Source organism: Roseibium sediminis, assembly GCF_008711325.1.
GTDB lineage: Bacteria > Pseudomonadota > Alphaproteobacteria > Rhizobiales > Stappiaceae > Roseibium > Roseibium sediminis.
Genome location: NZ_VXDB01000003.1, coordinates 211,419 through 234,647, shown reverse-complemented (window position 1 = coordinate 234,647; position 23,229 = coordinate 211,419). Strand labels below are relative to the sequence as shown.

Below are 23,229 nucleotides of genomic sequence, written 5' to 3'. Positions count from 1 at the left end.
TTGATTCACGTGAAACAGCATTTTGACGGATTCGGATCCGGAATGCTTACGCCTGAAATCTCGGACTATTACTGCAGATGAACGATACGATTTACGCCCTGTCGAGTGGTGCCGTGCCTTCGGGTGTGGCGGTCATCCGTATTTCAGGTGGTCAAACACGCAAGATCATCAAAAGCCTGTGCGGTGCTGTGCCGCCAGTTCGAAAGGCATCGGTGCGCGTGTTGCGTGACAAGGACGGAACGCCACTTGATGAGGCTCTTGTCCTCTTCTTCGGCGGTCCTGCCAGTTTCACTGGGGAGGATGTAGCAGAACTGCAATGCCATGGTGGTCGTGCCGTGGTTGCTTCGATCCTCAATGCGTTGTCATCCTTTGAAGGTTGCAGGCCAGCTGAGCCTGGTGAGTTCACACGTCGGGCGTTTGAGCAGGGCCGCCTTGACCTAACCGAAGTTGAAGGCCTTTCAGACCTGATCGCTGCTGAAACCGAGCAACAACGCCGCCAGGCGTTTAGGCAGATGGGTGGTGCGCTTGGTTCGCTTTATGAGGATTGGCGCAAGAGGCTCATCCATATGCGCGCCATGATCGAAGCAGATTTCGATTTTGCCGATGAAGAGGATGTGCCCGGGAGCGTTGCCGACGAAGTCTGGCGTGAAGCGAGCGACCTGGCAGCTGAAATAACCGACCATCTCAACAAGTCGAAAAGTGGAGAGCGGCTTCGCTCCGGCCTGCAGGTCGTTCTCATGGGCGCGCCCAATGCCGGAAAGTCGAGCTTGTTAAATGCGCTGGCCGGGCGCGACGTTGCCATCGTCACGGAAGAGGCAGGGACAACACGGGACGTGATTGAGGTTCATATGGACCTCGGTGGTTATCCTGTGACCCTGGTAGATACAGCCGGCCTTCGCCAGACAGAAGGTATTGTTGAGCGTGAAGGGATACGTCGTGCCGAAGAACGGGGGCAGGGCGCTGACCTCATCTTGTGGGCGGTAGAGCCTGAAGGCATTGAACCCACAGACCCTGATCAAGGTTTGAAGCCAAGTATTCGTGAGGTTGTGCCATTGAGGGTGGTTAGAACCAAGCAGGATCGCGATCGTTTCGACTCCCGATTCCTTGGCGTGACAGACGATATCCGCTGCTCCACTAAAGACGTCGATGGGATGCGTGACCTCTTGGCTTTCCTTACTCGATTCGCAGAAGAAACCATTTCTGTCGGCGAAGCTCCATTGGCGACCCGCGCGCGACACAGGCATTATCTCAATGAGGCCGAGACCTCCCTGAGGCTTGCCGTTGATCAGATGCATTTGCCGGTTGAACTCCGGGCAGAGGATTTGCGCCGCGCAGCAGATGCTCTGGGCAGAATTACCGGGCGTATAGATGTCGAGGATCTTCTGGATGTCATATTCAGGGATTTCTGCATCGGAAAATAATCGTTTCTGTTTCACGTGAATCATTGAAGAGTCTCGGTTGATTCAGAATCGAAACATGTTTCACGTGAATCATTTTGCGACGTAGCGGTATCGATCGGTTACTCATGTCTCTAGGCTTTGACGATTGACCCGTCTGCGCCTATAACACGCATTAAATTCTGCGGCTGGATGCCGGGTGCCTCGCTAATCCGAGTTGACGCTTTTGGTTCCTGCGGAACGCAGTGTATCTTCGAAAATCAGAACGTCGGTCCAATATGGGCCGAAGCCAGATCAGAGGGTGAGACTGGTGTCAGAGTTTGACCTGTCGTTTGATGTTGTTGTGATAGGTGGCGGGCATGCCGGATGCGAGGCCGCGGCGGCCGCGGCGCGCGTGGGGGCGGATACCGCTCTGGTGACCCACAAGTTCGATACGATCGGAGTAATGTCCTGCAACCCTGCCATCGGCGGGTTGGGGAAGGGACATCTTGTTCGCGAGATCGACGCTCTCGACGGGTTGATGGGCCGTGTCGCGGATCAGGCCGGTATCCAGTATCGGATGCTGAACCGTCGCAAGGGACCGGCGGTTCGAGGGCCTCGAGCTCAGGCAGACCGCAAGCTTTATCGGCAGGCGATGCAGCGGGCCATTTCCGAGATCGAGAATCTCAAGGTCGTCGAAGGTGAAGCACATGCGTTCGTTCTGGAGGAAGGTAAGGTCGTTGGCCTGGAGCTTTCCGACGGGCGTCGTCTTTCGGCGAAGAGCGTTGTCCTGACCTCTGGTACTTTCCTGCGCGGGTTGATCCATATCGGGGACAAGAAGATCCCTGCTGGACGCGCGGGCGAGGAGCCGGCGATGGGCTTGTCTCAATCACTGGAGCAAATCGGCTTTGATCTTGGTCGCCTCAAGACGGGGACGCCTGCGCGCCTTGATGGGCGCACCATTCATTGGGAACGCCTGGAGGCACAGCCTGCAGATGATGATCCTGTTCCTTTCTCTACGCTGACGGACAAGATCACGGTTCCCCAGATTGCGTGTCATATCACCCGGACGACACCGGAGACCCATAGGATCATTCGGGAGAACCTGTCCCGGTCGGCGATGTATTCGGGTGAGATCAAGGGGCGGGGCCCACGGTATTGCCCGTCAATCGAGGACAAGATCGTTCGGTTTGGTGACCGCGATGGCCACCAGATTTTCCTGGAGCCGGAAGGTCTGGATGACCACACGGTCTATCCAAATGGCATATCCACATCCCTGCCGGAGGACGCACAGCTTGCCTTCCTCAAGACTATTCCGGGGTTGGAAGATGTTGTCGTCATACAGCCGGGATATGCCATTGAATATGATCATGTCGATCCTCGTGAACTGAAGGCAACGCTTGAAGCCAAGAAGTGTTCCGGTCTCTTTCTGGCCGGCCAGATCAATGGCACCACCGGGTATGAAGAAGCGGGAGCCCAGGGATTGGTGGCTGGCCTCAATGCGGGGCTTTTAGCTCAGGGTAAAGACGCTTTCGTAGTGGATCGGTCTCAGGGCTATATCGGTGTAATGATCGATGACCTGATCACCCGTGGGATCACGGAACCCTACCGCATGTTCACATCGAGAGCCGAGTATCGCTTGTCACTGCGGGCGGATAATGCAGATCAGCGGCTGACCCCGTTGGGACTCAAAATTGGATGTGTTGGCGAGCAGCGTCGAGTCGCTTTCGAAACGAAACTCGTTTCACTGAAACAGGCAGAAGAGCTTTTGAAGGCGCTGACGATCACTCCGGCGGAAGCCAGCCGGAAGGGTCTGCCGGTCAATCAGGATGGGATCCGTCGATCCGCGTTTGACCTTCTGTCCTATCCGGATATGACTTTCGAACGACTTGCTGAAGTATGGCCGGAACTGAAGGATATCGATCCGGCCATCGCAGAGCAGGTCTCAACGGATGCGCTCTATGCTGTCTATCTGGAACGTCAGGCGGCGGATATCGAAGCGCTGAAGAAGGATGAGGCGTTGGCAATCCCGGCAGAGTTCGACTTTGCCGGCCTTGTTGGCCTTTCCAACGAAGTGAAACAGAAGCTTGAAGTTGTCAGACCCGCTACACTCGGGCAGGCATCGCGTATGGACGGAATGACACCGGCCGCCCTGACATTGATCCTTTCTCATTTGAAACGCCAGAAGAAGCCGGGAGCAGCAGCCTGACCGTGTCTGTGGAGAAGCTGAACAACACTGCACAGGTTGTGCATAAGTATGGGGATGTTTCACGTGAAACTCTCGACCGCCTCCAGATCTATGCTGATCTGGTTTTGAAGTGGCAAAAGGCGCAGAACCTCATTGCGCCGTCGACGATCCCTGATCTCTGGGTGCGACATATCGCAGACAGCCTACAAACCGCGTGGTCCTTGCCGGAAGCAAAGGTCTGGGTGGACATTGGGAGCGGGGGCGGGTTCCCGGGAATCGTGACCGCCATTGTGCTGGCGGATGATCCCGACGGACATGTGCATCTTATCGAGAGCAATCAGAAAAAGGCGGCTTTCCTCAGAACGGCTCTTCGGGAGACCGGGTCGAAGGGGACTGTCTATCCCGGACGGATCGAATCGGTTGCGAAATCCTGGAGCCATGGGGCAGTGGATGCGGTTTCCGCTCGCGCCCTTGCCTCTTTGGACAGTCTTTTGTCATTGGCAGAGCCCTTTACAAGCGCCGGAGCCAAGGCCGTTTTCCACAAAGGTCAAGATTTCCAGCGAGAAGTTGACGAAGCGTCTCACACTTGGAATTTCGATCTGTTAGAAAAGAAGAGTGTCATCGACCCTACGAGCCGGATGCTTGTTGTTTCAAACATTTCCGCCCGGCCAAGTTAGGAAGGTATCGTCCGAATGAGCATGCTTCCGGAAAATCCTCGCGTGTTGGCGTTGGCCAATCAGAAGGGGGGCGTTGGAAAAACCACGACCGCCATCAATCTTGGGACGGCCCTTGCTGCGGTGGGGGAAAAGGTTCTGGTCATCGATCTTGATCCCCAGGGCAACGCGTCCACGGGTCTCGGTATCGAGCGCCGTGATCGTGGCCTCTCAACCTATGATGTGTTGAGCGGGGATTGTGAACTTGATGAAGCCATCAAGGAAACCGCGGTCAATCGCCTTTGGGTGGCTCCGTCCACAATGGACCTTCTGGGGCTGGAGCTTGAAATCGCGTCCAGTGGTGATCGCGCTTTTCGGTTGCGAAACGCAATCCAGAACCTGACCCGCTCGCGGCTCTATCAGGACATCGGCTTCACCTATGTGTTGGTTGATTGTCCGCCGTCGCTGAACCTCCTGACCATCAATGCGCTGGCCGCTTCGCACTCAATCCTTGTTCCGCTGCAATGCGAGTTCTTTGCACTGGAAGGTCTGAGCCAGTTGCTCAGCACGGTTGAACAGGTGCGCAACGCACTGAACGGCGAATTGACGATCCATGGCATCGTCCTGACCATGTATGACAGCCGCAACAATTTGTCGGCGCAGGTGGTTGCGGATGTGCGCGAGACCATGGGCGATGCGGTTTATGAAACGGTGATCCCGCGAAACGTCCGCATTTCTGAAGCTCCGTCCTACGGAAAGCCTGCGCTTCTGTATGATCTGAAATGCGCGGGTAGTCAGGCCTATCTCAAGCTGGCCTCCGAGATTATACAGCGGGAACGCGATTTGCGCCGTGTTGCGGCCTGAGCGGACCGGCTCAAGAACCGATTCGGAAGCGAAGTGATTAGCCGGTGTTCGGAAAACACTTCGGTTTCGACTTAAGTATCTGAAATAAAAAATAAAAAGAGTAGGGTTGTATGATGGCTGAAGAAGGCGGAAAGCAGAAGCGATTGGGCCGTGGTCTTGCGGCTCTTATTGGCGATGCGTCTACACAACCAGCCTCGGAGGCTCCGTCGGAGCGCATTCATCGGGATACGAAACGTGTTCCGATCGAGCACCTGACTCCAAATCCGCGAAACCCACGCAAGACTTTTGCCGAAAAGGATCTCGCCGATCTGTCCGAATCGCTTCGGGCAAAAGGCATTGTCCAACCTATCCTCGTTCGTCCGGCTGCAGGGCAGGTGGATCGATATGAGATCATCGCCGGCGAGCGCCGTTGGCGTGCCGCGCAGAGGGCAGGGTTGCACGAGGCGCCGATCATCATTCGCGACGTTACTGATCAGGAAGCGCTTGAGCTTGCGATCATTGAAAACGTCCAGCGCGCGGACCTGAACCCGATCGAAGAAGCAATGGGCTATGAGCAACTGGTCGCGGAGTTCAAATACAGCCAGGGTGAGTTGGCCAAGGTGATCGGCAAGAGCCGCAGCCATGTTGCCAATACGATGCGCCTGATGAAACTGCCCAACTCCGTGAAGGACTATCTTGCCGAGGGACTTTTGACGGCTGGCCACGCCAGAGCACTTATCACCGTTGAAGACCCGGCAGCGCTTGCCGAGATTCTGGTGGAACGCGGCTTGACCGTCCGCGATGCCGAAAAGCTGGCGCAAGATCCAGAAGCCCTTGCCCGTCTTCTTGGAAAGGGCAAGGAACCTTCGACAAAGGCGGAGAAGGACGCGGATACCAAGTCCCTCGAGAAGCGTCTTTCCGATACGCTGGGATTGAAGGTCACGCTTGGCCATAAGCCGGGCAAGGAAACGGGTGATCTGAAGATCAAGTATACTTCGCTGGAGCAGTTGGACGAGATCTGCAAGAAGCTTGGCGTCGAGGTGCGCTGAGGCGACTGGTCGAATCGAAACCGAAACCTCGATCAAAGGCGGTACATGTGTGCCGCCTTATCTGTTTCTGGAACTGCGAGCCTTTGCAACGCGGGCAATTGTCAAAAGCGCCTCAGAGAGCACTGGAACACCCAGATTGTCATTCAGGCGGGAAACCTTGGTTGCGTCTGCCAGGATGCTCAGAGCCTTCTCCAAATCCCTTGAAGCCCATATCTGGAGTTGTCTGGACATGGAGGGGCGCCTACCAAAGAAAATTGGCGGACGCTGTCCATCGACCACCTGAGACGCGCTGCGCCCCTGATCAACGTCTGCCCGCATGCGATGCAGGAGCTGGAAGTGTTTCAGGGCCTGATTTGCAATGACGGAGGCATTTGAACCGGCTGCCGAGAGCCTTTCCAGGCCGTGGTCCAGCGTGGCGAGATCTCCGGTCGCAGCCGCATCGATCAATTCGGACGTTTCAAATGCCGATGCATCACCGATGATGGCGGTGATGTCTTCGGTTTCGATCCGGTCCTTGCCGAGCGTGTAGAGGCAGAGCTTCTTGAGCTCGCCGCGGCTTGCCATGCGATCGCCCCCCAGAAGGCTGTGCAGGGCCGCGCGTGCCTCTCTGGAAATCGTGATCCCGGCCTCACGGGTTTCCTCGTCAATCAACTGATCGATTGTTCGCTCCCCATCGACGTAACAGGGGATTGCGACGGCGCGTTTGTGCGGCTCGATGAGCTTTCTGAGGCCGACACCCTTCTTGATGTCACCGCCCTCGATAACCACCAGAGAGGGCCAGTCGTCGAGTTTGAGAAGCGGGTCGAGGGCAGGATTAAGGTTCTTGCCTGAGGTTTCCTTGATCCAGATGATCCGCCGCCCGCCAAAAAGGGGAATGGTCAGGACTTCATCCATCAAACGAGTCGGATCAGAAACGAGTTCCGATGCATCGAGTTTGGCAAGGTTGAATGGGTCGCTATCGCCTTCTGACGCCTTCTGGACGAGGCGTGTCGCCCGTTCGGACACCAACCCGGTATCCGGGCCGAAGATCAGGATCACACCGCCCGCTGGAGGGGGATAGGATACAAACCTGTCGGCCTCGGATGCCTTGAGCGTTGTCACGAATGCCTCCGGGTGCAGGTGTTATCGGTTTTGCGCGAAATAGCCTGCAAGTCGGGCATGAATGTCCTGAGCAACCGCACGGGCAACCCGTTCTTCCGCATCCCGGCTTGCCCGTTCATTGGCAAAACGCTGATTTGAGAAGTCAAAGGCTGCCGTGGAGAAGGACTTGCCTGTCAGCAAGGCCTTGTCTGTTGCAATGTCGGTCAGGATGAAGTGGGCGTTCATGGTCATCGTGTAGGAGGCGGGAACGTCCGAGAACTGCTGGACGCTGACCGCAGCCGTCGAGATGTTTGCCTGCACCCTCAGACGGTATTTTTCACCTGCAGGAGACGTTCCGCGCTGTAACTTGAACGTCAGCTCGTTGTAAAGTTCGCGAGCGGCCGGTCGGCGGGAGATGCCGCCGATCGAATCCAGCGAAATGGCAGCAAGCTCGTTCGCCACGTCCGATCCAGGATCGGCCGAGGACCCGAGCGAGCCATACAGCGGCCGTATCTGACATCCGCCCAAAAGGACGGCCATTCCCAGTGCGGAAAGGGCTAGTCCGGTAAAGTGTCGGCGGGATGGGCTTTTAGACGACGACATTGACGATCCTTTGCGGCACGACGATCAGCTTCTTCGGCGCATTGCCTTCAAGTGATTTTTGAACGAAATCAAGTGCCAAGGTAGCCGCTTCGACCTCCTCTTTGGAAGCCTCTTTTGCAATTGTCAGTTCGCCGCGACGTTTTCCGTTGATCTGGATCGGATAGATGATCGTGTCATCCACCAGAAGGCTGTCATCAGCAACTGGCCATGCTGTTTCGCAGAGTAGGCCTTCGCCTCCTAGTTCCTTCCAGCACTCTTCGGCAAGATGTGGCATCACCGGTCCGATGATCTGAACCAGGATGCGTCCTGCTTCATGAAGCGCAAAGGCGCGTCCCGGAACATCCGTTGCGCCATTCAGCACCTTGCTGATCTGATTGACGAGGTCATAGGCGCGGGCAATGACGCGGTTGAAGCCAAGGTTGTCCAAATCGTTCGAGGTGACTGCAAGAGCCTTGTGAGCGGCCTTGCGAAGGTCCTGAGCTGCTCCCGAGGCTTGCGCTGCCGATCCACTGTTTGCGATCTCTGAAATCTCGCCAACAAGGCGCCAGACACGCTGTACGAAGCGCCAGGCTCCCTGAACACCTTCCTCGGTCCAGATCACGTCACGCTCTGGCGGAGAATCCGACAGCATGAACCAGCGAGCCGTGTCTGCACCGTAGGTGTCGATGATGTCCGTCGGATCTATGGTGTTCTTTTTCGACTTGGACATTTTCTCGATCGAACCGATCTCGACCGCCGATCCGTTTTGAGTATGAACAGCTGTGCGCTTGCCGTCCGAATCGGAAATGGTGATCTCCGCCGGGCTCAGCCATTTGCCGTCTGCGCCCTTGTAGGTCTCGTGAACCACCATGCCCTGCGTGAAGAGGCCCTTGAACGGCTCTTTCAGGTCCACAGCGCCAACCTTCTGCATGGCGCGGGTGAAGAAGCGCGAATAGAGGAGGTGCAGGATCGCGTGTTCGATGCCGCCGATATACTGGTCAACCGGCAGCCAATCTGTTGCTGTTTGCGGTTCGGTTGGTTCCTCGCAGCGCGGCGCGGTGAAGCGGGCGAAATACCAGGAGGAATCGACGAAGGTGTCCATGGTGTCGGTTTCGCGCCTTGCCGGCTTTCCGCAAGACGGGCAGGCGACATTGCGCCAGGTCGGATGACGATCCAGCGGGTTACCCGGCTTGTCAAAATCGATATCGGAAGGCAACTCGACCGGAAGGTTCTCGCTTTTCTCCGGAACAACCCCGCAATCGTCGCAGTGGACGACCGGTATGGGACATCCCCAATACCGCTGGCGCGAAATACCCCAGTCACGAAGACGGTAATTGATCTGGCGCTGCGCCTGGGCGGAATTTCCGATGGTGACGGATTCCAGCTTGGCGGCAACTGCTTCCTTGGCATCGGTAATGCTCATGCCGTCCAGAAAGCCGGAATTGAAGATCGTACCGTCATCTGTGTAGGCCTCTTCGGCAACATCGAATGTCGCTGGATCGGCATCCTTTGGCAAAACGACAGGGCGTACGGGCAGGCCATATTTGCGGGCAAAATCCAAGTCACGCTGATCGTGTGCCGGACAGGCAAAGATAGCGCCAGTTCCGTAATCCATCAGGATGAAGTTCGCGACATAGACCGGCAGTTCAATGGAGCTGTCCAGCGGATGTTTGACGCGAAGACCTGTATCGACACCAGTTTTCTCTGCCTTTTCAATAGCTTCTTCTGAGGTTCCGACGCGTCGGCATTCGTCGATGAAGGCCTTCAGAGTCGGATTCTCCTCGGCAAGCTTTGCAGATATCGGATGGTCCGGGGAAAGACCCATGAAGGATGCACCGAAAAGCGTGTCCGGGCGGGTCGTAAAAATTTCCAGATCATTGTCGCCAGTCGGAGCCGGGGCTGTGAATTCGAAGCGGACGCGCAGGCCTTCCGACTTGCCGATCCAGTTCTTTTGCATGAGACGTACTTTTTCCGGCCAGCGGTCGAGGGTCTCGATCGCTTCCAGCAGGTCTTCCGAATAATCGGAAATGCGGAAGAACCATTGGGTCAGTTCGCGCTGTTCGACAAGCGCACCTGAGCGCCAGCCGCGCCCGTCGATCACCTGCTCGTTGGCAAGAACGGTCATGTCGACCGGGTCCCAGTTGACCTTGGACTTCTTGCGATAGACCAGCCCGGCTTCCAGAAACTTCAGGAACAGGCGCTGCTGCTGCATGTAATATTCCACATCGCAGGTTGCGAACTCGCGGCTCCAGTCCAGCGACAAACCCATGGACTTGAGCTGGTCGCGCATGGTTGCGATGTTCTCATAGGTCCAGTCGCGCGGATGTACCTTGTTCTGCATGGCAGCGTTTTCTGCCGGCATACCGAACGCGTCCCAGCCCATCGGGTGAAGGACGTTGAATCCTCTTGCGCGCTTGTAACGGGCCACGACATCGCCCATGGCATAGTTTCGAACATGGCCCATGTGAATGCGGCCGGACGGGTAGGGGAACATCTCAAGGACGTAATACTTGTCCCGAGGATCGTCATTCTGCGTGACGAATACATTCTTCTCGTTCCAGACCTTCCGCCAGCGCGCTTCGACTTCGCGCGCGTTGTACCGTTCGGTTGCCATAAAAGTTGCCGTTTTTCTGTGCACCGGAATGGGAGGCGGTGCGTTTTGCCAGTTGAGTGGTTGCCGGACTGTCACCAGAAAATTGCGCTCCGGTCAACCAAGTTGAAGCGCCTTGGCCCAACAAATGCCGAGAAAAGCGGGATATTCCCTGGTGACTTGCTTTTTTTGCCGGTTCCATCCAATCAGGGGAGACACTCCATCTTGAGTAACCGGGGCAAGACATGACCGAGACTGCGATCGACCGTCTGAAAAGCGTGAATGCAGACCTTCAAAAGGCTGAAGCCGACGCTGGACGGGAAAATGGCTCCGTCAACTTGATTGCGGTCTCGAAAACCTTTGGCGCCAACGACATTCGCCCGGTTCTTGAGGCCGGACAGCGAGTTTTTGGTGAGAACCGGGTTCAGGAGGCCATGGGCAAGTGGCCCGCCTTGCGGGAGGAGTTTGACGGCATCGAACTCCACCTTATTGGCCCGCTGCAATCGAACAAGGCCAAAGAAGCTGTTCAGACTTTTGATGTGGTTCACACGGTCGATCGCGAGAAAATTGCCCGGGCACTGAAGACGGAGATGGAGAAGCAGGGCCGCAATCTGCCATGTTTCGTTCAGGTGAACACCGGTGAGGAACCCCAGAAGGCAGGCATCGCGCCGAAGGAAACAGACGCGTTCATTCGCCTCTGCCGGGATGAAATCGGCTTGAACATCATTGGACTGATGTGCATTCCCCCGGTGGAAGATGCCCCTGGTCCACACTTTGCCCTGCTTGAAAAGATTGCTCGACGAAACGGATTGTCGCAACTCTCCATGGGCATGTCATCCGACTATGAAACAGCTGTCGACTTTGGAGCCACGTATGTCCGGGTCGGCTCCGCGATTTTCGGCTCTCGAGACTATGGATAAGTCTTTGCCTCAAGCGGTTCGCCACAATTCCACCACACAGATCACAAAAAGGCAGAATTTGGACATATTTCAGATCACGTAAATTTTACCTGCCACAACAACACCTTAAGTGCTCCAAAAATCGGCCTTGGGCCCGCCTTCATGGCACATCAAATTCCGCGTCGTTCCGGACCGCCCGGCTAATGTGGCTGCGGCGGATGAGATGCGGAACTTCAGTCTCAAATTGGAGCTCATGAAATGTCCAAACGTCTATTTGCTGCGCTTGTTGCCGGTGCCGTATCGGTTTCCACCGCCGCGCTTGCACAGGGCGTCGCCTTCGAAGATGTCGACAGCAATGCTGATGGCGTTGTGTCCTTCGAAGAAATCTCCGCAGTGATCACCACTGTTACCGAAGATGCTTTCAAGGCAGCTGACGCTAATCAGGACGGTTCGCTCGACGCCGATGAGTTCGAATCCATCCAGCAGTAATGCTGAAAGGCATATGGGTCTGTCTTGCCTTTTTGATGCCTGACAGACCTGCCTGATCGAAACCACCGCTCGCTCGATGCCAGCGGTGGTTTTTTATTTGTCGAGCCAGAAGTCCGGGGTGAAAATCAACAGCCCGACCAGAATTTCCAAACGGCCAAGGATCATTTGAAAGGCCAGCATCCACTTCACCGGATCAGGCAATGTTTGAAATGTTCCCGACGGGCCGATTGTATTGCCGACCCCCGGACCGACATTTGCAAGAGCGGTAATAGACGCGCTGAGCGCCGTTTCCAGATCCAGTCCCGCTGCCGCGTAAATGCCGGCAAATAGCGAGAATGTAGCGGTGTATAGGACGGCAAAAACTAGGACGCCTTCAAGGATCGGACTTGAAACTGGTTCGCCGCGATATCGGGTGCTGATGATACGGTGGGGGCGAACGATCCGTCTCGACAGCCCGAGAATGTAATTGGACAGAATGGTAAGGCGGAACATCTTGAACCCGCCCGACGTGGATCCGCTGCACCCGCCAAAGAAGGTCAGGATGAAGAATATGCAGACCACTAGCGGTCCGAACTTCAGATAGTCATTTGCCGCGTATCCTGTTGTCGAGATAACCGAGACAACGTTGAAGGTCGCGAGCGTGAACATGTGAAACGGCGTGTCATGAACGATGAAACGTTCTGCGAGAAACACGGCAAAGGATCCAACGAAACAGACGATCAGCAGCGCCAGGATTTGCGGGTCGAATGCAAGATTGCGCTGCTCCATAGTGCGGATCAGGTAGAGAAACGGCACGCTTGAGGCCAGCATGAAGATAATAGCGACCCAGTAGGCACCGATCCCGCTGAATTGTCCGAAGGACATGTCTGACGTTGAAAAGCCACCGGTCGAGACGGTGGTGAAAGCGTGGTTGATGGCGTTGAAGGGCGACATGCCGACCGCCATGTAGCTGAAGGTGCAGGCGAGCGTCAGCCCGGCATACAGCGACAGGAGGCGGATGACGAACGGACTGACGCGGCCATATGGCTTTGTCGTGTTTTCCGATGACTCGATCGCAAAGAGCTGACTGCCCGCGACACGCAGACCGGGTAGGAGCCATATTCCGAGAGCGACGACCCCAATTCCTCCGATCCATTGCAACAGTGATCGCCACAGCAAAATCCCTGGCGGGAGATTATCAAGGCCGGTGAGGACCGTTGACCCGGTTGTCGTCAATCCGGACGCGGCCTCGAAAAATGCGTCCGTGAAACTGATGTTGAGCGAGCTCTCGTAAAGGGGCATGGCTCCGGCGAGGGAAAAGACCAGCCAGGCAGCGTTCACGAAAATGACTGCATCGCGGAAGCGATAAAGCGGGGCTTCTCCATAGAACGCAGTCGTCGTGAGCGCACCGATCCCGCCGACAATCACAAATGATTTCAGGAAAACGATCCAGTCCGGGTTGCCGAAGAACCCATCAACTCCTGCCGGAATCAGCATTAGAAATGCGATCAACAGGAGGAGGTGACCGATCGGGTGCGCGATTGCGCGATAATTCATGGCTTCGTACCGGATCTTGACCGATCCACTCCGTACATGACGCAGCGATGAAAGATCTTATCCTCCTGTGCACTGCAAAAAACAAGTCGGTTCTTGCATGTACGATTTTGCGAGTACGTGTTGTTTCCTTGGAAAACCTTGACTCCAAGTTCATCTTGCGGCATATCCCGGCCACTCCATATGAGCGAGTGTACAAGTCAGACCGCCGACCAGGACCCGAAAAGGTGTAAAGAGTTCCTGGAGGTTACCACCCGACAGCGCGATGCGCCCTCGGGTGCAAAACTGCTTTGCGCGGTGGTCTGCCAGTTTGCTCTCTCATGGATCGGGACTGCGCCTTCCTTTAGGCAAGTCCAGCCAGAACCGTTAGGGATCAATTGATGTTTGAAAGTCTGTCCGATCGACTAAGCGGAATTTTCGACAAGCTCACCGGCCGTGGTGCTTTGTCCGAAAATGACGTCAATGAAGCGCTGCGCGAAATCCGCCGCGCGCTGATCGAAGCGGACGTGGCACTTCCGGTTGTTCGCTCTTTCACGGACAAGGTTCGCCATCGCGCCGTTGGTGCTGAAGTCGTCAAGTCAATCACCCCGGGTCAGATGGTCGTCAAGATCGTCCATGATCAGCTGGTGGAGATGCTTGGCGCCGAAGGCCAGTTCATCGATCTGAACGCTCCCGCGCCGGTTGCCATCATGATGGTCGGTTTGCAGGGCTCCGGTAAGACCACAACAACTTCCAAGATCGCCCGTCGCCTGACCCAACGCGACAAGCGCAAGGTCCTGATGGCGTCTTTGGACACGCGCCGTCCGGCTGCGCAGGAACAGCTGAAGGTTCTCGGCGAGCAGAACCAGATCGATACGCTTCCGATCATCGAAGGTCAGGGGCCGGTCGAGATTGCAAAGCGCGCAATGTCTGCCGCAAAGCTCGGTGGCTATGATGTTGTCATGCTGGATACGGCGGGCCGTATCCACATCGATGAGCCTTTGATGATCGAGATGGCCGAGGTGAAAGCCGCGGCCAATCCGCATGAAATCCTTCTCGTTGCTGATGCGCTAACCGGTCAGGATGCGGTCAACCTTGCCCAGAGTTTCGACGAGCGCGTCGGGATCACAGGTATCGCGCTGACCCGTATGGACGGTGACGGACGCGGCGGTGCGGCCCTGTCCATGCAGGCGGTTACGGGCAAGCCGGTCAAGCTGATCGGTACGGGCGAAAAGTCCGACGCTTTGGAAGATTTTCATCCCAAGCGGATTGCAGATCGTATTCTCGGCATGGGCGATATCGTGTCGCTGGTCGAGAAGGCAGCTGAAGCCATTGACGCGGAAAAGGCCGCGCAGATGGCCAGAAAGATGCAGAAGGGTCATTTTGATCTGGAAGATCTGGCTGAGCAGCTTCGCCAAATGGAAAAACTCGGCGGTATGTCCGGCATGATGGGCATGTTGCCGGGCGTCGGAAAAATGAAGAAGCAGATCGATGCTGCCGGTCTCGATGACAAGATGTTCAAACGTCAGATTGCAATCATCCAGTCAATGACAGCGATCGAGCGCCGCAAGCCCGATCTTCTGAAGGCGAGCCGCAAGAAGCGTATTGCGACGGGTTCCGGCGTGGACGTTGCCGAAGTCAACAAGCTTCTCAAGATGCACCGCCAGATGGCGGACATGATGAAGAAGATGGGCAAGGGCAAAGGCATGCTCGGCAAGCTGATGGGTGGCCTTGGCGGCGGCATGCCGAACATGGATCCGAAAGCTCTCGAGGAAATGGCGAAGTCCGGTCAGCTCCCCGGGGGAGGGGAGCTGCCAAAGGGACTTCCCGGTGGTCTTGGCGGCGCCGGTCTTCCTCCGGGCATGTCCGGTTTTCCGGGTCTTGGCGGCCTGAAGATGCCAGGAGGGCTCGGCGGATTGCCGGGCATGGGTAAGGGCAAGAAAAAATGAGTGATGCTGAACAGCAGCTCGGAACCAGCAAGGCACTGGAAGAGCTGAAATGTCTGCGCGGATCCATCGACAATATTGATGCTGCGCTGGTGCACATGCTGGCAGAACGGTTCAAGTGCACTCAAAAGGTTGGCCACCTCAAGGCTGAACACAATTTGCCGCCGGCTGATCCGGCGCGCGAGAGGATCCAGATCGAACGGCTTCGCCAATTGGCAAGCGATGCCAATCTCGATCCTGATTTTGCCGAAAAATTCCTGAACTTCATCGTTCGGGAAGTCATCCGGCACCATGAAGCCATTGCCGCGGAAAGCGGCAACTAGACAACTGGAGAAGACTAATGGCTACGAAAATTCGCCTTGCACGTGGCGGTTCCAAGAAGCGTCCGTACTACCGCATCGTTGTTGCTGACATCCGCGCACCGCGCGATGGCCGCTTCATCGAAAAGGTTGGTTCCTACAACCCGATGCTGCCGAAGGATTCCGAGGATCGCGTCAAGCTGGACGTCGAGCGCATCCAGTATTGGCTCGGTACCGGCGCAAAGCCGACCGACCGCGTTCACCGCTTCCTTGATGCGGCTGGCGTTCTGAAGCGTGACGCACGCAACAACCCGAAGAAGGCACAGCTCGGCCGCAAGGCTCAGGAGCGTCTCGACGAGAAGAACGCTGCTGAAGCTGAAGCCGCAGCAGCCGCTGCTGCTGCCGCTGAAGAAGCTGCTGCAGAATAAGTCCGGGCAACGGCTGTGCCGAACGTAATCCTCAAGGAAGCGCCATGAGTGAAGCAGATGACAATCTGGTGCTCATGGCGCGTATTGGCGCAGCCCACGGCATTCGTGGGGAGGTGCGGGTCAAAGCCTTTGGTGATGACCCCCTCTCCTTCACGGACTATGGCACGTTGGTGACACGAAAAGCGGACAAGACGTTCGAGATCGAACGGGCCCGCGTCCAGAAAACGGTCGTTGTCACGAAATTTGTCGGAATTGACGACCGCAATGCGGCTGAAGAACTGAACGGCCTGGAGCTGTTCATCACCCGCGATCAGCTGCCCGATCTGGAAGACGACGAGTTTTATCACGAGGACCTCGTCGGCATGACCGTCACGGACATGTCCGGTGAGCCGCTCGGTAAGATCGTGACCGTTCAGGATTTCGGTGCAGGTGATCTTCTTGAAGTCCGCCCTCGCCGCGGTGCGACTTATTATCTGCCCTTTACCAAGGCCTTTGTTCCCGAGATCGATCTGGAGGCAGGTATCGTGAAGGCGGATTTGCCGGACGATTACTTATCGGAATCGCCTTCGGAATCGGACGACTGAACTCTTGACTTGACCGGCTGGAGGTCAAATTGGTCGAATTCCAGTTCGACTGGTTCGGAGACCATGGCTTGCCGCAGTTCAGAACGTTTCAGCGCAATGGCAGCAACAACGAGCGCTATGCCGATCGCATTTGCCAGGGCATCGTCCAGCGATGAATGATGGTGGGGTAGAAACCCTTGTATTGCCTCACCGCCCAGGCCTAGCGCGAAGGATACAAGAGCCGAAATGCGCAGGCGGCAGCAGAACAACGTATGAATGGATAGCGTCAGGAGCGCAAAGAATCCAACATGGACAAGCTTGTCATAGGGATGGTCCAATCCCGTGTTGAAGACCAGTCCGACAAGAACACCGAATGTCAGCAGCGAAACGAGCGGCAGGATACGCGTCAGGGAGATGTCGAGATAATGCTGATCGACACGCTTCTGGATAAAGCTTGGCAATTTCACACTGATTGCCTTATTTCGGAAAACGATCACCGGACTCTCCATGCTGGGATACGGTGTTCTTAGCCGATGAGTGATTAACAACCTGCTTGATCTCCACGCTTTTCCAACCCGATTGGGTGTGTTCCGAGTGCTTGGTTAATCAATTGCAGGCAGCGGATTTCAGAATGACCACGAGGCGCCGGTCCATATGACGTTCAAGAGCACCATATTGACCCTTTACCCTGATATGTTTCCTGGCCCTTTGGGGCACAGCCTGGCCGGTCGTGGCCTTGAAAGGGAGCTTTGGTCCATAGAGGCGTGCCAAATCCGGGACCACGCCACGGACAAGCATCGCTCGGTTGATGATACACCTGCCGGAGGTGGGGCTGGAATGGTGCTGCGGGCGGATGTCCTTGCAAGCGCGATAGATGCAGCCGCACCACCGGATGATCCGCGGCCTCGCCTTCTCATGAGCCCGCGTGGCACACCATTCACTCAGGCCCGGGCCCATGAGCTGGCAAAAGGGCCGGGTGCGATCATTGTATGCGGTCGTTTTGAAGGGATTGATCAGCGCGTGATCGACAGACGGAACCTCGAGGAGATTTCCGTCGGCGACTACATTCTTTCCGGGGGGGAAATGGCAGCGCTCACAATGCTTGATGCGATTGTGCGCCTGATACCTGGGGTGATGGGTAATCTCGAAAGCGCGGATACGGAGAGTTTCGAGAACGGACTGCTGGAGCACCCGCACTATACCCGTCCGGCGGAATTTGAAGGAATGACCATTCCCGACGTGCTGACTTCCGGCAACCACAAGAAGATTGCCGAATGGAGATTGCAGAAATCAGAAGAGCTCACGCGTGATCGACGACCGGACCTTTGGGGAAACTACGTAGAGTAAGGTTTTCAGAGTGAAAGGTAATTCAGCTACCAAATTGCCAGCTTGCTAGGGGTCTTAAAGCAAAAGTGGCAGCTGCCAAAGGCAGCTGCCACGAACCCCCTGAAAAGTGCTAAAACATGGCTTTAAATATCCAGACTCCCAAGCCATCGTGTCAACGAAAATCTTTCCCAAGACCTTTATTCGTGACCACTGTTATTATTATGCAGATTGTTTTCGGATTGTCGCGTGCAAAAAGCGTGAAAAATGTAGAGTGGTTTTCACGATCTCCGGTCTATTGTAATGAAATGTCGAATTTTGCATGCCAATGCATATAAAACTGCGCGGAATTACTATTTTTGGTCGCAAAAATATTTCCACTCTATTTATGAGTTAGTGGGTGTCGTTGACTGATCGGTGGCAATTTGAGGCCGAGGGGTCGCGATTTCTATCGCCGTCAATCGGCAAAAGGGGGTGGCGAGGTGACCAGACCCCCTCTGCGGCCAGCCGGAGACCTCATCTAGAGAGGGAAATTTGGCTGAAAGGCTGCAAGAAACAGCATGACAACCGCCTATTTTTCGCGTATTAGACGCCGCTGAATGGCTGGAAATGGACCTTACGTACGGTTCGTCCATGCTTTCGCGACATCTGTTCAACATGGCCCAAAGCCATCCGGACGTTTCGTCTAGCGATCCGGACGAGGTGGTTTTGTAATTCAAAAGGGAAAAATGCCATGAACATTATTGAAGAGCTGAATGCAGCCGAAATGGCCCGCATCGAAGAGCAGCGCAAGCTTCCGGAATTTTCTCCGGGCGACACGGTTCGTGTCAACGTGCGCGTCTCTGAAGGCAACCGTACACGTACACAGGCCTACGAAGGTGTCTGCATTGCCCGTTCCGGCGGCGGCATCAACGAGAGCTTCACCGTTCGCAAGATCTCCTATGGCGAAGGCGTAGAGCGCGTATTCCCGGTCTACTCTCCGATGCTGGAAGGTGTTGAAGTTGTTCGTCGTGGTAAGGTTCGCCGCGCGAAGCTCTACTACCTGCGTGACCGTCGCGGCAAGTCCGCACGTATCGTTGAAGCAACCAACGTTCGTGCAAAGCGCCTTAACGAGGAAACTCGTGCCGAGGCAGCTGCTGCAAAGGTTGCTAAGGCCGAAGCAAAGGCCGCAGAAGCAGCTGCTGAATAAGCAGGCGCTCCATTGGAATTCGAAAAGGCGGCCTCCGGGTCGCCTTTTTTTGCGCCTCCCCGGACTTCGTCAAACGACGTTGACAAAAGCTCAACTTGAAATGCTTGACCAAATGGCCGGGCTTGGGCATGTCATAACCTGACAAAAATTCATGCCGGAATTCGGCTTTCAGGGGTCATCCGCTAAGGGGCCGGACGCGCGGGGGAGCAGCGTTCGTTACCCGGGGATGTTGAGTACGGTTTCAGGAGAGAACCATGGCAACCGCAAGAACGCTTTACGACAAGATCTGGGACGATCACCTGGTAGACATGCAGGAAGACGGAACCGGTCTTCTCTATATCGACCGCCATCTCGTACATGAAGTGACAAGCCCTCAGGCGTTTGAAGGTCTGCGCATGAATGGCCGCAAGGTCCGCCAACCCTTCAAGACGCTTGCGGTGGTTGACCACAACGTGCCGACCACGGACCGTTCGAACGGTATTGATGACCCGGAATCCGCTCTTCAGGTCGATACGCTCGCCAGGAACGCTGCAGAATTCGGCATCGAATATTATTCCGAGCTCGACAATCGTCAGGGCGTGGTTCACATCGTCGGTCCGGAGCAAGGCTTTACCCTGCCTGGCATGACCATTGTGTGCGGTGATAGTCACACCTCCACCCATGGTGCTTTTGGCTCGCTCGCGCATGGTATCGGCACGTCGGAAGTCGAGCATGTTCTTGCCACTCAGACGCTGATCCAGAAGAAGGCCAAGAACATGCTTGTTCAGGTCGACGGCAAGCTTCCGGAAGGTGTCAGCGCAAAAGATATCGTACTGGCGATCATTGGTGAAATCGGTACCGCTGGTGGTACCGGTTATGTGATCGAATATGCCGGTGAAGCCATTCGTGCGCTTTCCATGGAAGGCCGGATGACGGTCTGCAACATGTCGATCGAAGGCGGGGCCCGCGCCGGCCTGATTGCCCCGGATGAAAAGACATTCGCCTATGTAAAGGGTCGCCCGAAAGCCCCGACCGGTGAAGCCTGGGACCGTGCTGTCGAATACTGGAAAACGCTTCACACGGATGAAGGGGCTCATTTCGACAAGGTTGTGCGTCTTGATGCAGCAAACCTGCCGCCAATCGTCAGCTGGGGTTCTTCGCCGGAAGACGTGATTTCGGTTCAGGGAGTTGTTCCGAACCCCTCCGAGATCGACGATGAAAACCGCCGCAGCTCCAAGATCCGTGCCCTTGAGTATATGGGTCTGGAGCCGGGTACGAAGATCACGGACATCTCTATTGATCGCGTGTTCATCGGGTCTTGCACCAATGGCCGGATCGAGGACCTGCGGGCCGCAGCGGCTGTTATCGGCAATGGCAAGGTCAAGGACGGCGTCAACGCCATGGTGGTGCCGGGCTCCGGTCTCGTGAAAGAACAGGCTGAGTCTGAAGGGCTCGACGTGATCTTCAAGAATGCCGGTTTTGAATGGCGCGAGCCGGGTTGCTCCATGTGCCTTGCCATGAACGCTGACAAGCTGCAGCCGGGCGAACGCTGTGCGTCGACCTCAAACCGCAACTTCGAGGGCCGCCAGGGCTACAAGGGGCGGACCCATCTGGTGTCTCCAGCGATGGCCGCAGCTGCCGCAATTGCCGGTCACTTCGTCGATATTCGCGAGTGGTCTTCAAACTGATTCGCCTTCTTGGGGCAATCAATCCAGCGGGCGCCTTAACCGGCGCCCGTTTTGACTTTCGGGGACCTTCCAGTGGCTGCGGCCATTGTCGGGTTTCAAATGCCTGCTCAGCTACTTAGTGTTATTGCCTAGCCTCCCCTTGCGGGAGTGCATCTGTTGTTACCTAACAAAATTCAAGGCTTCACAAGAGTGTCACGTCGGCACTACAATACTCCCGTCACAAGAGGGCAAACGGTGTCCCTGTGAAGACCGTTTGCCTCTCCGGAACTGACGTGAGGAGTGGACGGTGACGGTTGCAGTTACGTCGGGAGCTCATCCCGCTTTGGTCCTGAATGCAGACTATCGACCCCTGAGTTACTATCCCTTGTCACTCTGGTCCTGGCAGGACACGGTCAAGGCGGTGTTTCTGGACAGGGTCAACATAGTCTCTGAATATGACACCGCTGTTCGAAGTCCGAGCTTCGAATTTCGATTGCCGAGTGTTGTTTCTTTAAAAACTTACGTAAAACCAAGCCGTTATCCCGCATTTACCCGTTTCAACGTTTTCCTGCGTGACAAATTTCAGTGCCAGTACTGTGGTTCCAGAGACGAATTGACCTTTGATCATCTCGTGCCACGTTCAAAGGGCGGCCAAACAACTTGGCAGAACGTCATTACCGCCTGCTCCCCATGCAATTTGCGCAAGGCCAACAAATCCTGCTCTCAGATAAACATGTGGCCTATGCATATGCCTTTCCAGCCGACCATTCAGGACCTCCACAACAATGGACGGGCATTCCCACCGAACTACCTGCATGACAGTTGGCTCGACTTTCTCTACTGGGATACGGAACTGGAGCCGTAAACAGAGCTTTGCGAGAACGAGCATTTCGACTGCAAGTGGCAGCTGTGTTCGTGCCCCGGCAAACCTGCGATTTTAGTGAACAGTTTATGAAGATGCACTTGGTCTAACTGACGTTGCGGATTCAGCTTCTTGATTATCATGGCCGATTTGACCTGCGGGTCCTTGCATTTCTTCCGCAGCGGCAAATAAAAAGTGTAAGTGTTCAAATTAACAACTAGGAGAGGAATTGCGTGCTAGCTAGCCAGTGACTTCAGATGGAGCCTGGTATGTTCTGCGGTAATCCCTTTTCGGCGCACTTTCAAAAGCTTAAGGCGTGCGAGCGCGGCTCTATCCTGCCTTTGTTTGCCGGGGTCCTGCTGATCCTTATAGTCGTGGCAGGGGCCGGGGCCGACTACACAAAGGCACTTGGTTATCGGCAAAAGGTCGCCAATGCGGTGGATGCGGCTGCGTTGACAGTTGCAACGAAGCTGTCGAAATCTGTCATGACAGATGCCCAGATTGAGCAGGCGCTCCAGGAGACTTTTCTGGCAAATTTGAGTGCGCTTGGTCTTGAAGAACGATCCATTGCGAGTTTGGACCATACAATCGACCCTACAGCAGGTTTGCTCGACGTTTGGTCGAGCATTGACGTTCCAATGAATTTTTTGGGTCTTGGAGGCATCGGCCCTAAGGTTCTGAAGGTTCAGGCCGCCACTCAGGTCAGTTATTCGAGCTTCGATGTGGAACTTTCCCTTATCGTCGATGTGACGGGATCTATGCGATACGACATGGATACGTTGAAGACCGCATCCAGAGGTCTGGTCCGCATCCTGTTGCCTGAGGAGGCTGAAGGCGAAGAGGCAAAAGTCCGCATATCGCTTGTTCCCTACAGCGAAGGCGTCAATGCCGGCCAATTCGCGAATGCTGTCACCGATGGTGGCGCAGGCTCCCGCAATTGTGTGACAGAGCGTGACGGTGCCCAGAAATTTACAGACGTTCGGTATGACTACGACCCCGATCGTAACCACCACACTTTCTTTGGTGCCGGGTCTAACCAATGCTCTTCAGACTCCAAACTCATTCCCCTCACCTCTGACAGGGCCAAGCTGGAATCCGCCATTTCGCGCCTGTCGGCAACGGGCTACACCGCTGGCCAGACCGGCATCGCATGGGGCTGGTACACACTTTCGCCAAACTGGAGCAATTTGTGGCCGGCAGAGAGCGATCCTGAACCCTATTCGAACAAGAAAAACCTGAAATTTGCGATCATCATGACGGATGGTGATTTCAACCGCCACTACGACCGCGTCTGGCTGGATGAAGATGATTGTGAAGATCGCGCCGATGATGGTTATGTCACCGAACCTTGCCAGCGTGGAACGGCGCAATACTGGTATCCAAGAGGCAGCAGTGGCTATTGGGGAGCATCCTCATCCCGTGCACGAAGCACGTGCGATGCGATGAAGGCGAAAAATATTATAGTTTACACGGTCTATTTCGGAAACAGACCTTCTTCTGCCGGGGCAAGGGTTATGCAGGATTGTGCAACCACTGAAGCAACCTATTTCACTGCAAGTTCGGCTCAGGACCTCATTTCTACCTTTGAAAGAATTGCCAGATCAGTTCAGTCCATTTACCTTGCGAGATAGTGTTTCTTCTCATTGTTCTTAATATTATGAATTTACTTTCTCGAAATAATGTACTAATATTGGCAAAGTAGTAGATTTTTA

Annotated in this window: 21 protein-coding genes; 16 read left to right on the top strand and 5 right to left on the bottom strand. The window is 55.5% G+C overall.

The window, feature by feature from the left end; all coding sequences use genetic code 11:
• The first annotated feature begins 77 nt into the window (after window positions 1-77).
• The 5 genes from mnmE (at window position 78) to F0155_RS04540 (ending at window position 6,109) form a co-directional block, all read left to right on the top strand.
• Window positions 78-1,421: a tRNA uridine-5-carboxymethylaminomethyl(34) synthesis GTPase MnmE gene (gene mnmE / locus F0155_RS04560; protein WP_150523290.1), complete on the top strand. Its 1,344-nt coding sequence runs from the start codon at window positions 78-80 to the stop codon at window positions 1,419-1,421.
• 286 nt (window positions 1,422-1,707) lie between these two features.
• Window positions 1,708-3,585, top strand: a complete 1,878-nt coding sequence (mnmG, locus tag F0155_RS04555; RefSeq protein ID WP_150523289.1) for a tRNA uridine-5-carboxymethylaminomethyl(34) synthesis enzyme MnmG — start codon at window positions 1,708-1,710, stop codon at window positions 3,583-3,585.
• A gap of 2 nt (window positions 3,586-3,587) precedes the next feature.
• Entirely contained in the window at window positions 3,588-4,241 is a 654-nt protein-coding gene (rsmG, locus tag F0155_RS04550; protein WP_150523288.1) for a 16S rRNA (guanine(527)-N(7))-methyltransferase RsmG, read from the top strand.
• 15 nt (window positions 4,242-4,256) lie between these two features.
• Window positions 4,257-5,081 carry a ParA family protein gene (locus tag F0155_RS04545; RefSeq protein ID WP_150523287.1) on the top strand — a complete coding sequence of 275 codons (825 nt, stop codon included), beginning with the start codon at window positions 4,257-4,259 and terminating at the stop codon, window positions 5,079-5,081.
• A gap of 113 nt (window positions 5,082-5,194) precedes the next feature.
• Entirely contained in the window at window positions 5,195-6,109 is a 915-nt protein-coding gene (locus F0155_RS04540; protein WP_150523286.1) for a ParB/RepB/Spo0J family partition protein, read from the top strand.
• 57 nt (window positions 6,110-6,166) lie between these two features.
• Here F0155_RS04540 and holA read toward each other — a convergent pair whose 3' ends face one another.
• From holA to leuS, 3 genes are read right to left on the bottom strand one after another with little or no spacing between them, the layout of a single operon-like run.
• Window positions 6,167-7,210, bottom strand: coding sequence for a DNA polymerase III subunit delta (holA, locus tag F0155_RS04535; protein WP_150523285.1), 1,044 nt, complete (start codon window positions 7,208-7,210; stop codon window positions 6,167-6,169).
• A gap of 21 nt (window positions 7,211-7,231) precedes the next feature.
• Window positions 7,232-7,792 (bottom strand): LPS assembly lipoprotein LptE, encoded by a 561-nt coding sequence (lptE, locus tag F0155_RS04530; RefSeq protein ID WP_150523284.1) that lies wholly within the window; start codon window positions 7,790-7,792, stop codon window positions 7,232-7,234.
• Window positions 7,779-10,385: a leucine--tRNA ligase gene (gene leuS, locus F0155_RS04525; RefSeq protein ID WP_150523283.1), complete on the bottom strand. Its 2,607-nt coding sequence runs from the start codon at window positions 10,383-10,385 to the stop codon at window positions 7,779-7,781. Before leuS ends, lptE begins: the two co-directional genes overlap by 14 nt.
• Window positions 10,386-10,606: 221 nt before the next feature.
• On the opposite strand from leuS, the gene F0155_RS04520 reads away from it, so the two are divergent.
• A complete protein-coding gene (locus F0155_RS04520) occupies window positions 10,607-11,281 on the top strand; it encodes a YggS family pyridoxal phosphate-dependent enzyme (RefSeq protein ID WP_150523282.1) in 675 nt (224 codons plus the stop codon).
• A 237-nt stretch (window positions 11,282-11,518) separates the two neighbouring features.
• Window positions 11,519-11,749, top strand: coding sequence for an EF-hand domain-containing protein (locus tag F0155_RS04515; protein ID WP_150523281.1), 231 nt, complete (start codon window positions 11,519-11,521; stop codon window positions 11,747-11,749).
• A gap of 93 nt (window positions 11,750-11,842) precedes the next feature.
• On the opposite strand, the gene F0155_RS04510 is transcribed toward F0155_RS04515, so the two are convergent.
• A complete protein-coding gene (locus tag F0155_RS04510) occupies window positions 11,843-13,285 on the bottom strand; it encodes a TrkH family potassium uptake protein (RefSeq protein WP_208999125.1) in 1,443 nt (480 codons plus the stop codon).
• Window positions 13,286-13,662: 377 nt separating this feature from the next.
• Here F0155_RS04510 and ffh point away from each other — a divergent pair, with 377 nt between their 5' ends.
• From ffh to rimM, 4 genes are read left to right on the top strand one after another with little or no spacing between them, the layout of a single operon-like run.
• Window positions 13,663-15,210, top strand: coding sequence for a signal recognition particle protein (gene ffh / locus F0155_RS04500; protein ID WP_150523279.1), 1,548 nt, complete (start codon window positions 13,663-13,665; stop codon window positions 15,208-15,210).
• Entirely contained in the window at window positions 15,207-15,530 is a 324-nt protein-coding gene (locus F0155_RS04495) for a chorismate mutase (RefSeq protein ID WP_192913749.1), read from the top strand. Before ffh ends, F0155_RS04495 begins: the two co-directional genes overlap by 4 nt.
• 17 nt (window positions 15,531-15,547) lie before the next feature.
• Window positions 15,548-15,934: a 30S ribosomal protein S16 gene (gene rpsP, locus F0155_RS04490; RefSeq protein WP_150523278.1), complete on the top strand. Its 387-nt coding sequence runs from the start codon at window positions 15,548-15,550 to the stop codon at window positions 15,932-15,934.
• Between the two features lie 44 nt (window positions 15,935-15,978).
• Window positions 15,979-16,518, top strand: a complete 540-nt coding sequence (rimM, locus tag F0155_RS04485) for a ribosome maturation factor RimM (protein WP_150523277.1) — start codon at window positions 15,979-15,981, stop codon at window positions 16,516-16,518.
• Here rimM and F0155_RS04480 read toward each other — a convergent pair.
• Window positions 16,482-16,964 (bottom strand): VanZ family protein, encoded by a 483-nt coding sequence (locus F0155_RS04480; protein WP_208999124.1) that lies wholly within the window; start codon window positions 16,962-16,964, stop codon window positions 16,482-16,484. The two genes, rimM and F0155_RS04480, sit on opposite strands and share 37 nt — an antisense overlap.
• Before the next feature lie 187 nt (window positions 16,965-17,151).
• Here F0155_RS04480 and trmD point away from each other — a divergent pair, with 187 nt between their 5' ends.
• The 5 genes from trmD (at window position 17,152) to F0155_RS04455 (ending at window position 23,148) form a co-directional block, all read left to right on the top strand.
• Window positions 17,152-17,844: a tRNA (guanosine(37)-N1)-methyltransferase TrmD gene (gene trmD, locus F0155_RS04475; protein ID WP_150523275.1), complete on the top strand. Its 693-nt coding sequence runs from the start codon at window positions 17,152-17,154 to the stop codon at window positions 17,842-17,844.
• A 709-nt stretch (window positions 17,845-18,553) separates the two neighbouring features.
• The gene (gene rplS / locus F0155_RS04470; RefSeq protein ID WP_150523274.1) at window positions 18,554-19,009 is read left to right on the top strand and encodes a 50S ribosomal protein L19; all 456 of its coding nucleotides are present in this window, start codon (window positions 18,554-18,556) and stop codon (window positions 19,007-19,009) included.
• Window positions 19,010-19,263: 254 nt separating this feature from the next.
• Complete coding sequence (gene leuC, locus F0155_RS04465; RefSeq protein ID WP_150523273.1) at window positions 19,264-20,676, top strand: 3-isopropylmalate dehydratase large subunit; 1,413 nt, start codon at window positions 19,264-19,266, stop codon at window positions 20,674-20,676.
• 286 nt (window positions 20,677-20,962) lie between these two features.
• Entirely contained in the window at window positions 20,963-21,520 is a 558-nt protein-coding gene (locus F0155_RS04460) for an HNH endonuclease (RefSeq protein WP_150523272.1), read from the top strand.
• A 266-nt stretch (window positions 21,521-21,786) separates the two neighbouring features.
• On the top strand, window positions 21,787-23,148 hold the full coding sequence (locus tag F0155_RS04455) for a pilus assembly protein (protein WP_150523271.1): 1,362 nt from the start codon (window positions 21,787-21,789) through the stop codon (window positions 23,146-23,148).
• Window positions 23,149-23,229 lie beyond the last annotated feature (81 nt).

What these genes read in the sequence shown, in the direction of transcription:
- F0155_RS04510 (WP_208999125.1), bottom strand. Translation starts at nt 13,285, where the DNA reads ATGAATTATCGCGCAATCGCGCACCCGATCGGTCACCTCCTCCTGTTG.
- F0155_RS04515 (WP_150523281.1), top strand. Translation starts at nt 11,519, where the DNA reads ATGTCCAAACGTCTATTTGCTGCGCTTGTTGCCGGTGCCGTATCGGTT.
- F0155_RS04495 (WP_192913749.1), top strand. Translation starts at nt 15,207, where the DNA reads ATGAGTGATGCTGAACAGCAGCTCGGAACCAGCAAGGCACTGGAAGAG.
- F0155_RS04545 (WP_150523287.1), top strand. Translation starts at nt 4,257, where the DNA reads ATGAGCATGCTTCCGGAAAATCCTCGCGTGTTGGCGTTGGCCAATCAG.
- rpsP (WP_150523278.1), top strand. Translation starts at nt 15,548, where the DNA reads ATGGCTACGAAAATTCGCCTTGCACGTGGCGGTTCCAAGAAGCGTCCG.
- F0155_RS04520 (WP_150523282.1), top strand. Translation starts at nt 10,607, where the DNA reads ATGACCGAGACTGCGATCGACCGTCTGAAAAGCGTGAATGCAGACCTT.
- leuC (WP_150523273.1), top strand. Translation starts at nt 19,264, where the DNA reads ATGGCAACCGCAAGAACGCTTTACGACAAGATCTGGGACGATCACCTG.
- rplS (WP_150523274.1), top strand. Translation starts at nt 18,554, where the DNA reads ATGAACATTATTGAAGAGCTGAATGCAGCCGAAATGGCCCGCATCGAA.
- mnmE (WP_150523290.1), top strand. Translation starts at nt 78, where the DNA reads ATGAACGATACGATTTACGCCCTGTCGAGTGGTGCCGTGCCTTCGGGT.
- F0155_RS04540 (WP_150523286.1), top strand. Translation starts at nt 5,195, where the DNA reads ATGGCTGAAGAAGGCGGAAAGCAGAAGCGATTGGGCCGTGGTCTTGCG.
- lptE (WP_150523284.1), bottom strand. Translation starts at nt 7,792, where the DNA reads ATGTCGTCGTCTAAAAGCCCATCCCGCCGACACTTTACCGGACTAGCC.
- ffh (WP_150523279.1), top strand. Translation starts at nt 13,663, where the DNA reads ATGTTTGAAAGTCTGTCCGATCGACTAAGCGGAATTTTCGACAAGCTC.
- trmD (WP_150523275.1), top strand. Translation starts at nt 17,152, where the DNA reads ATGACGTTCAAGAGCACCATATTGACCCTTTACCCTGATATGTTTCCT.
- F0155_RS04455 (WP_150523271.1), top strand. Translation starts at nt 21,787, where the DNA reads ATGTTCTGCGGTAATCCCTTTTCGGCGCACTTTCAAAAGCTTAAGGCG.
- rimM (WP_150523277.1), top strand. Translation starts at nt 15,979, where the DNA reads ATGAGTGAAGCAGATGACAATCTGGTGCTCATGGCGCGTATTGGCGCA.
- leuS (WP_150523283.1), bottom strand. Translation starts at nt 10,385, where the DNA reads ATGGCAACCGAACGGTACAACGCGCGCGAAGTCGAAGCGCGCTGGCGG.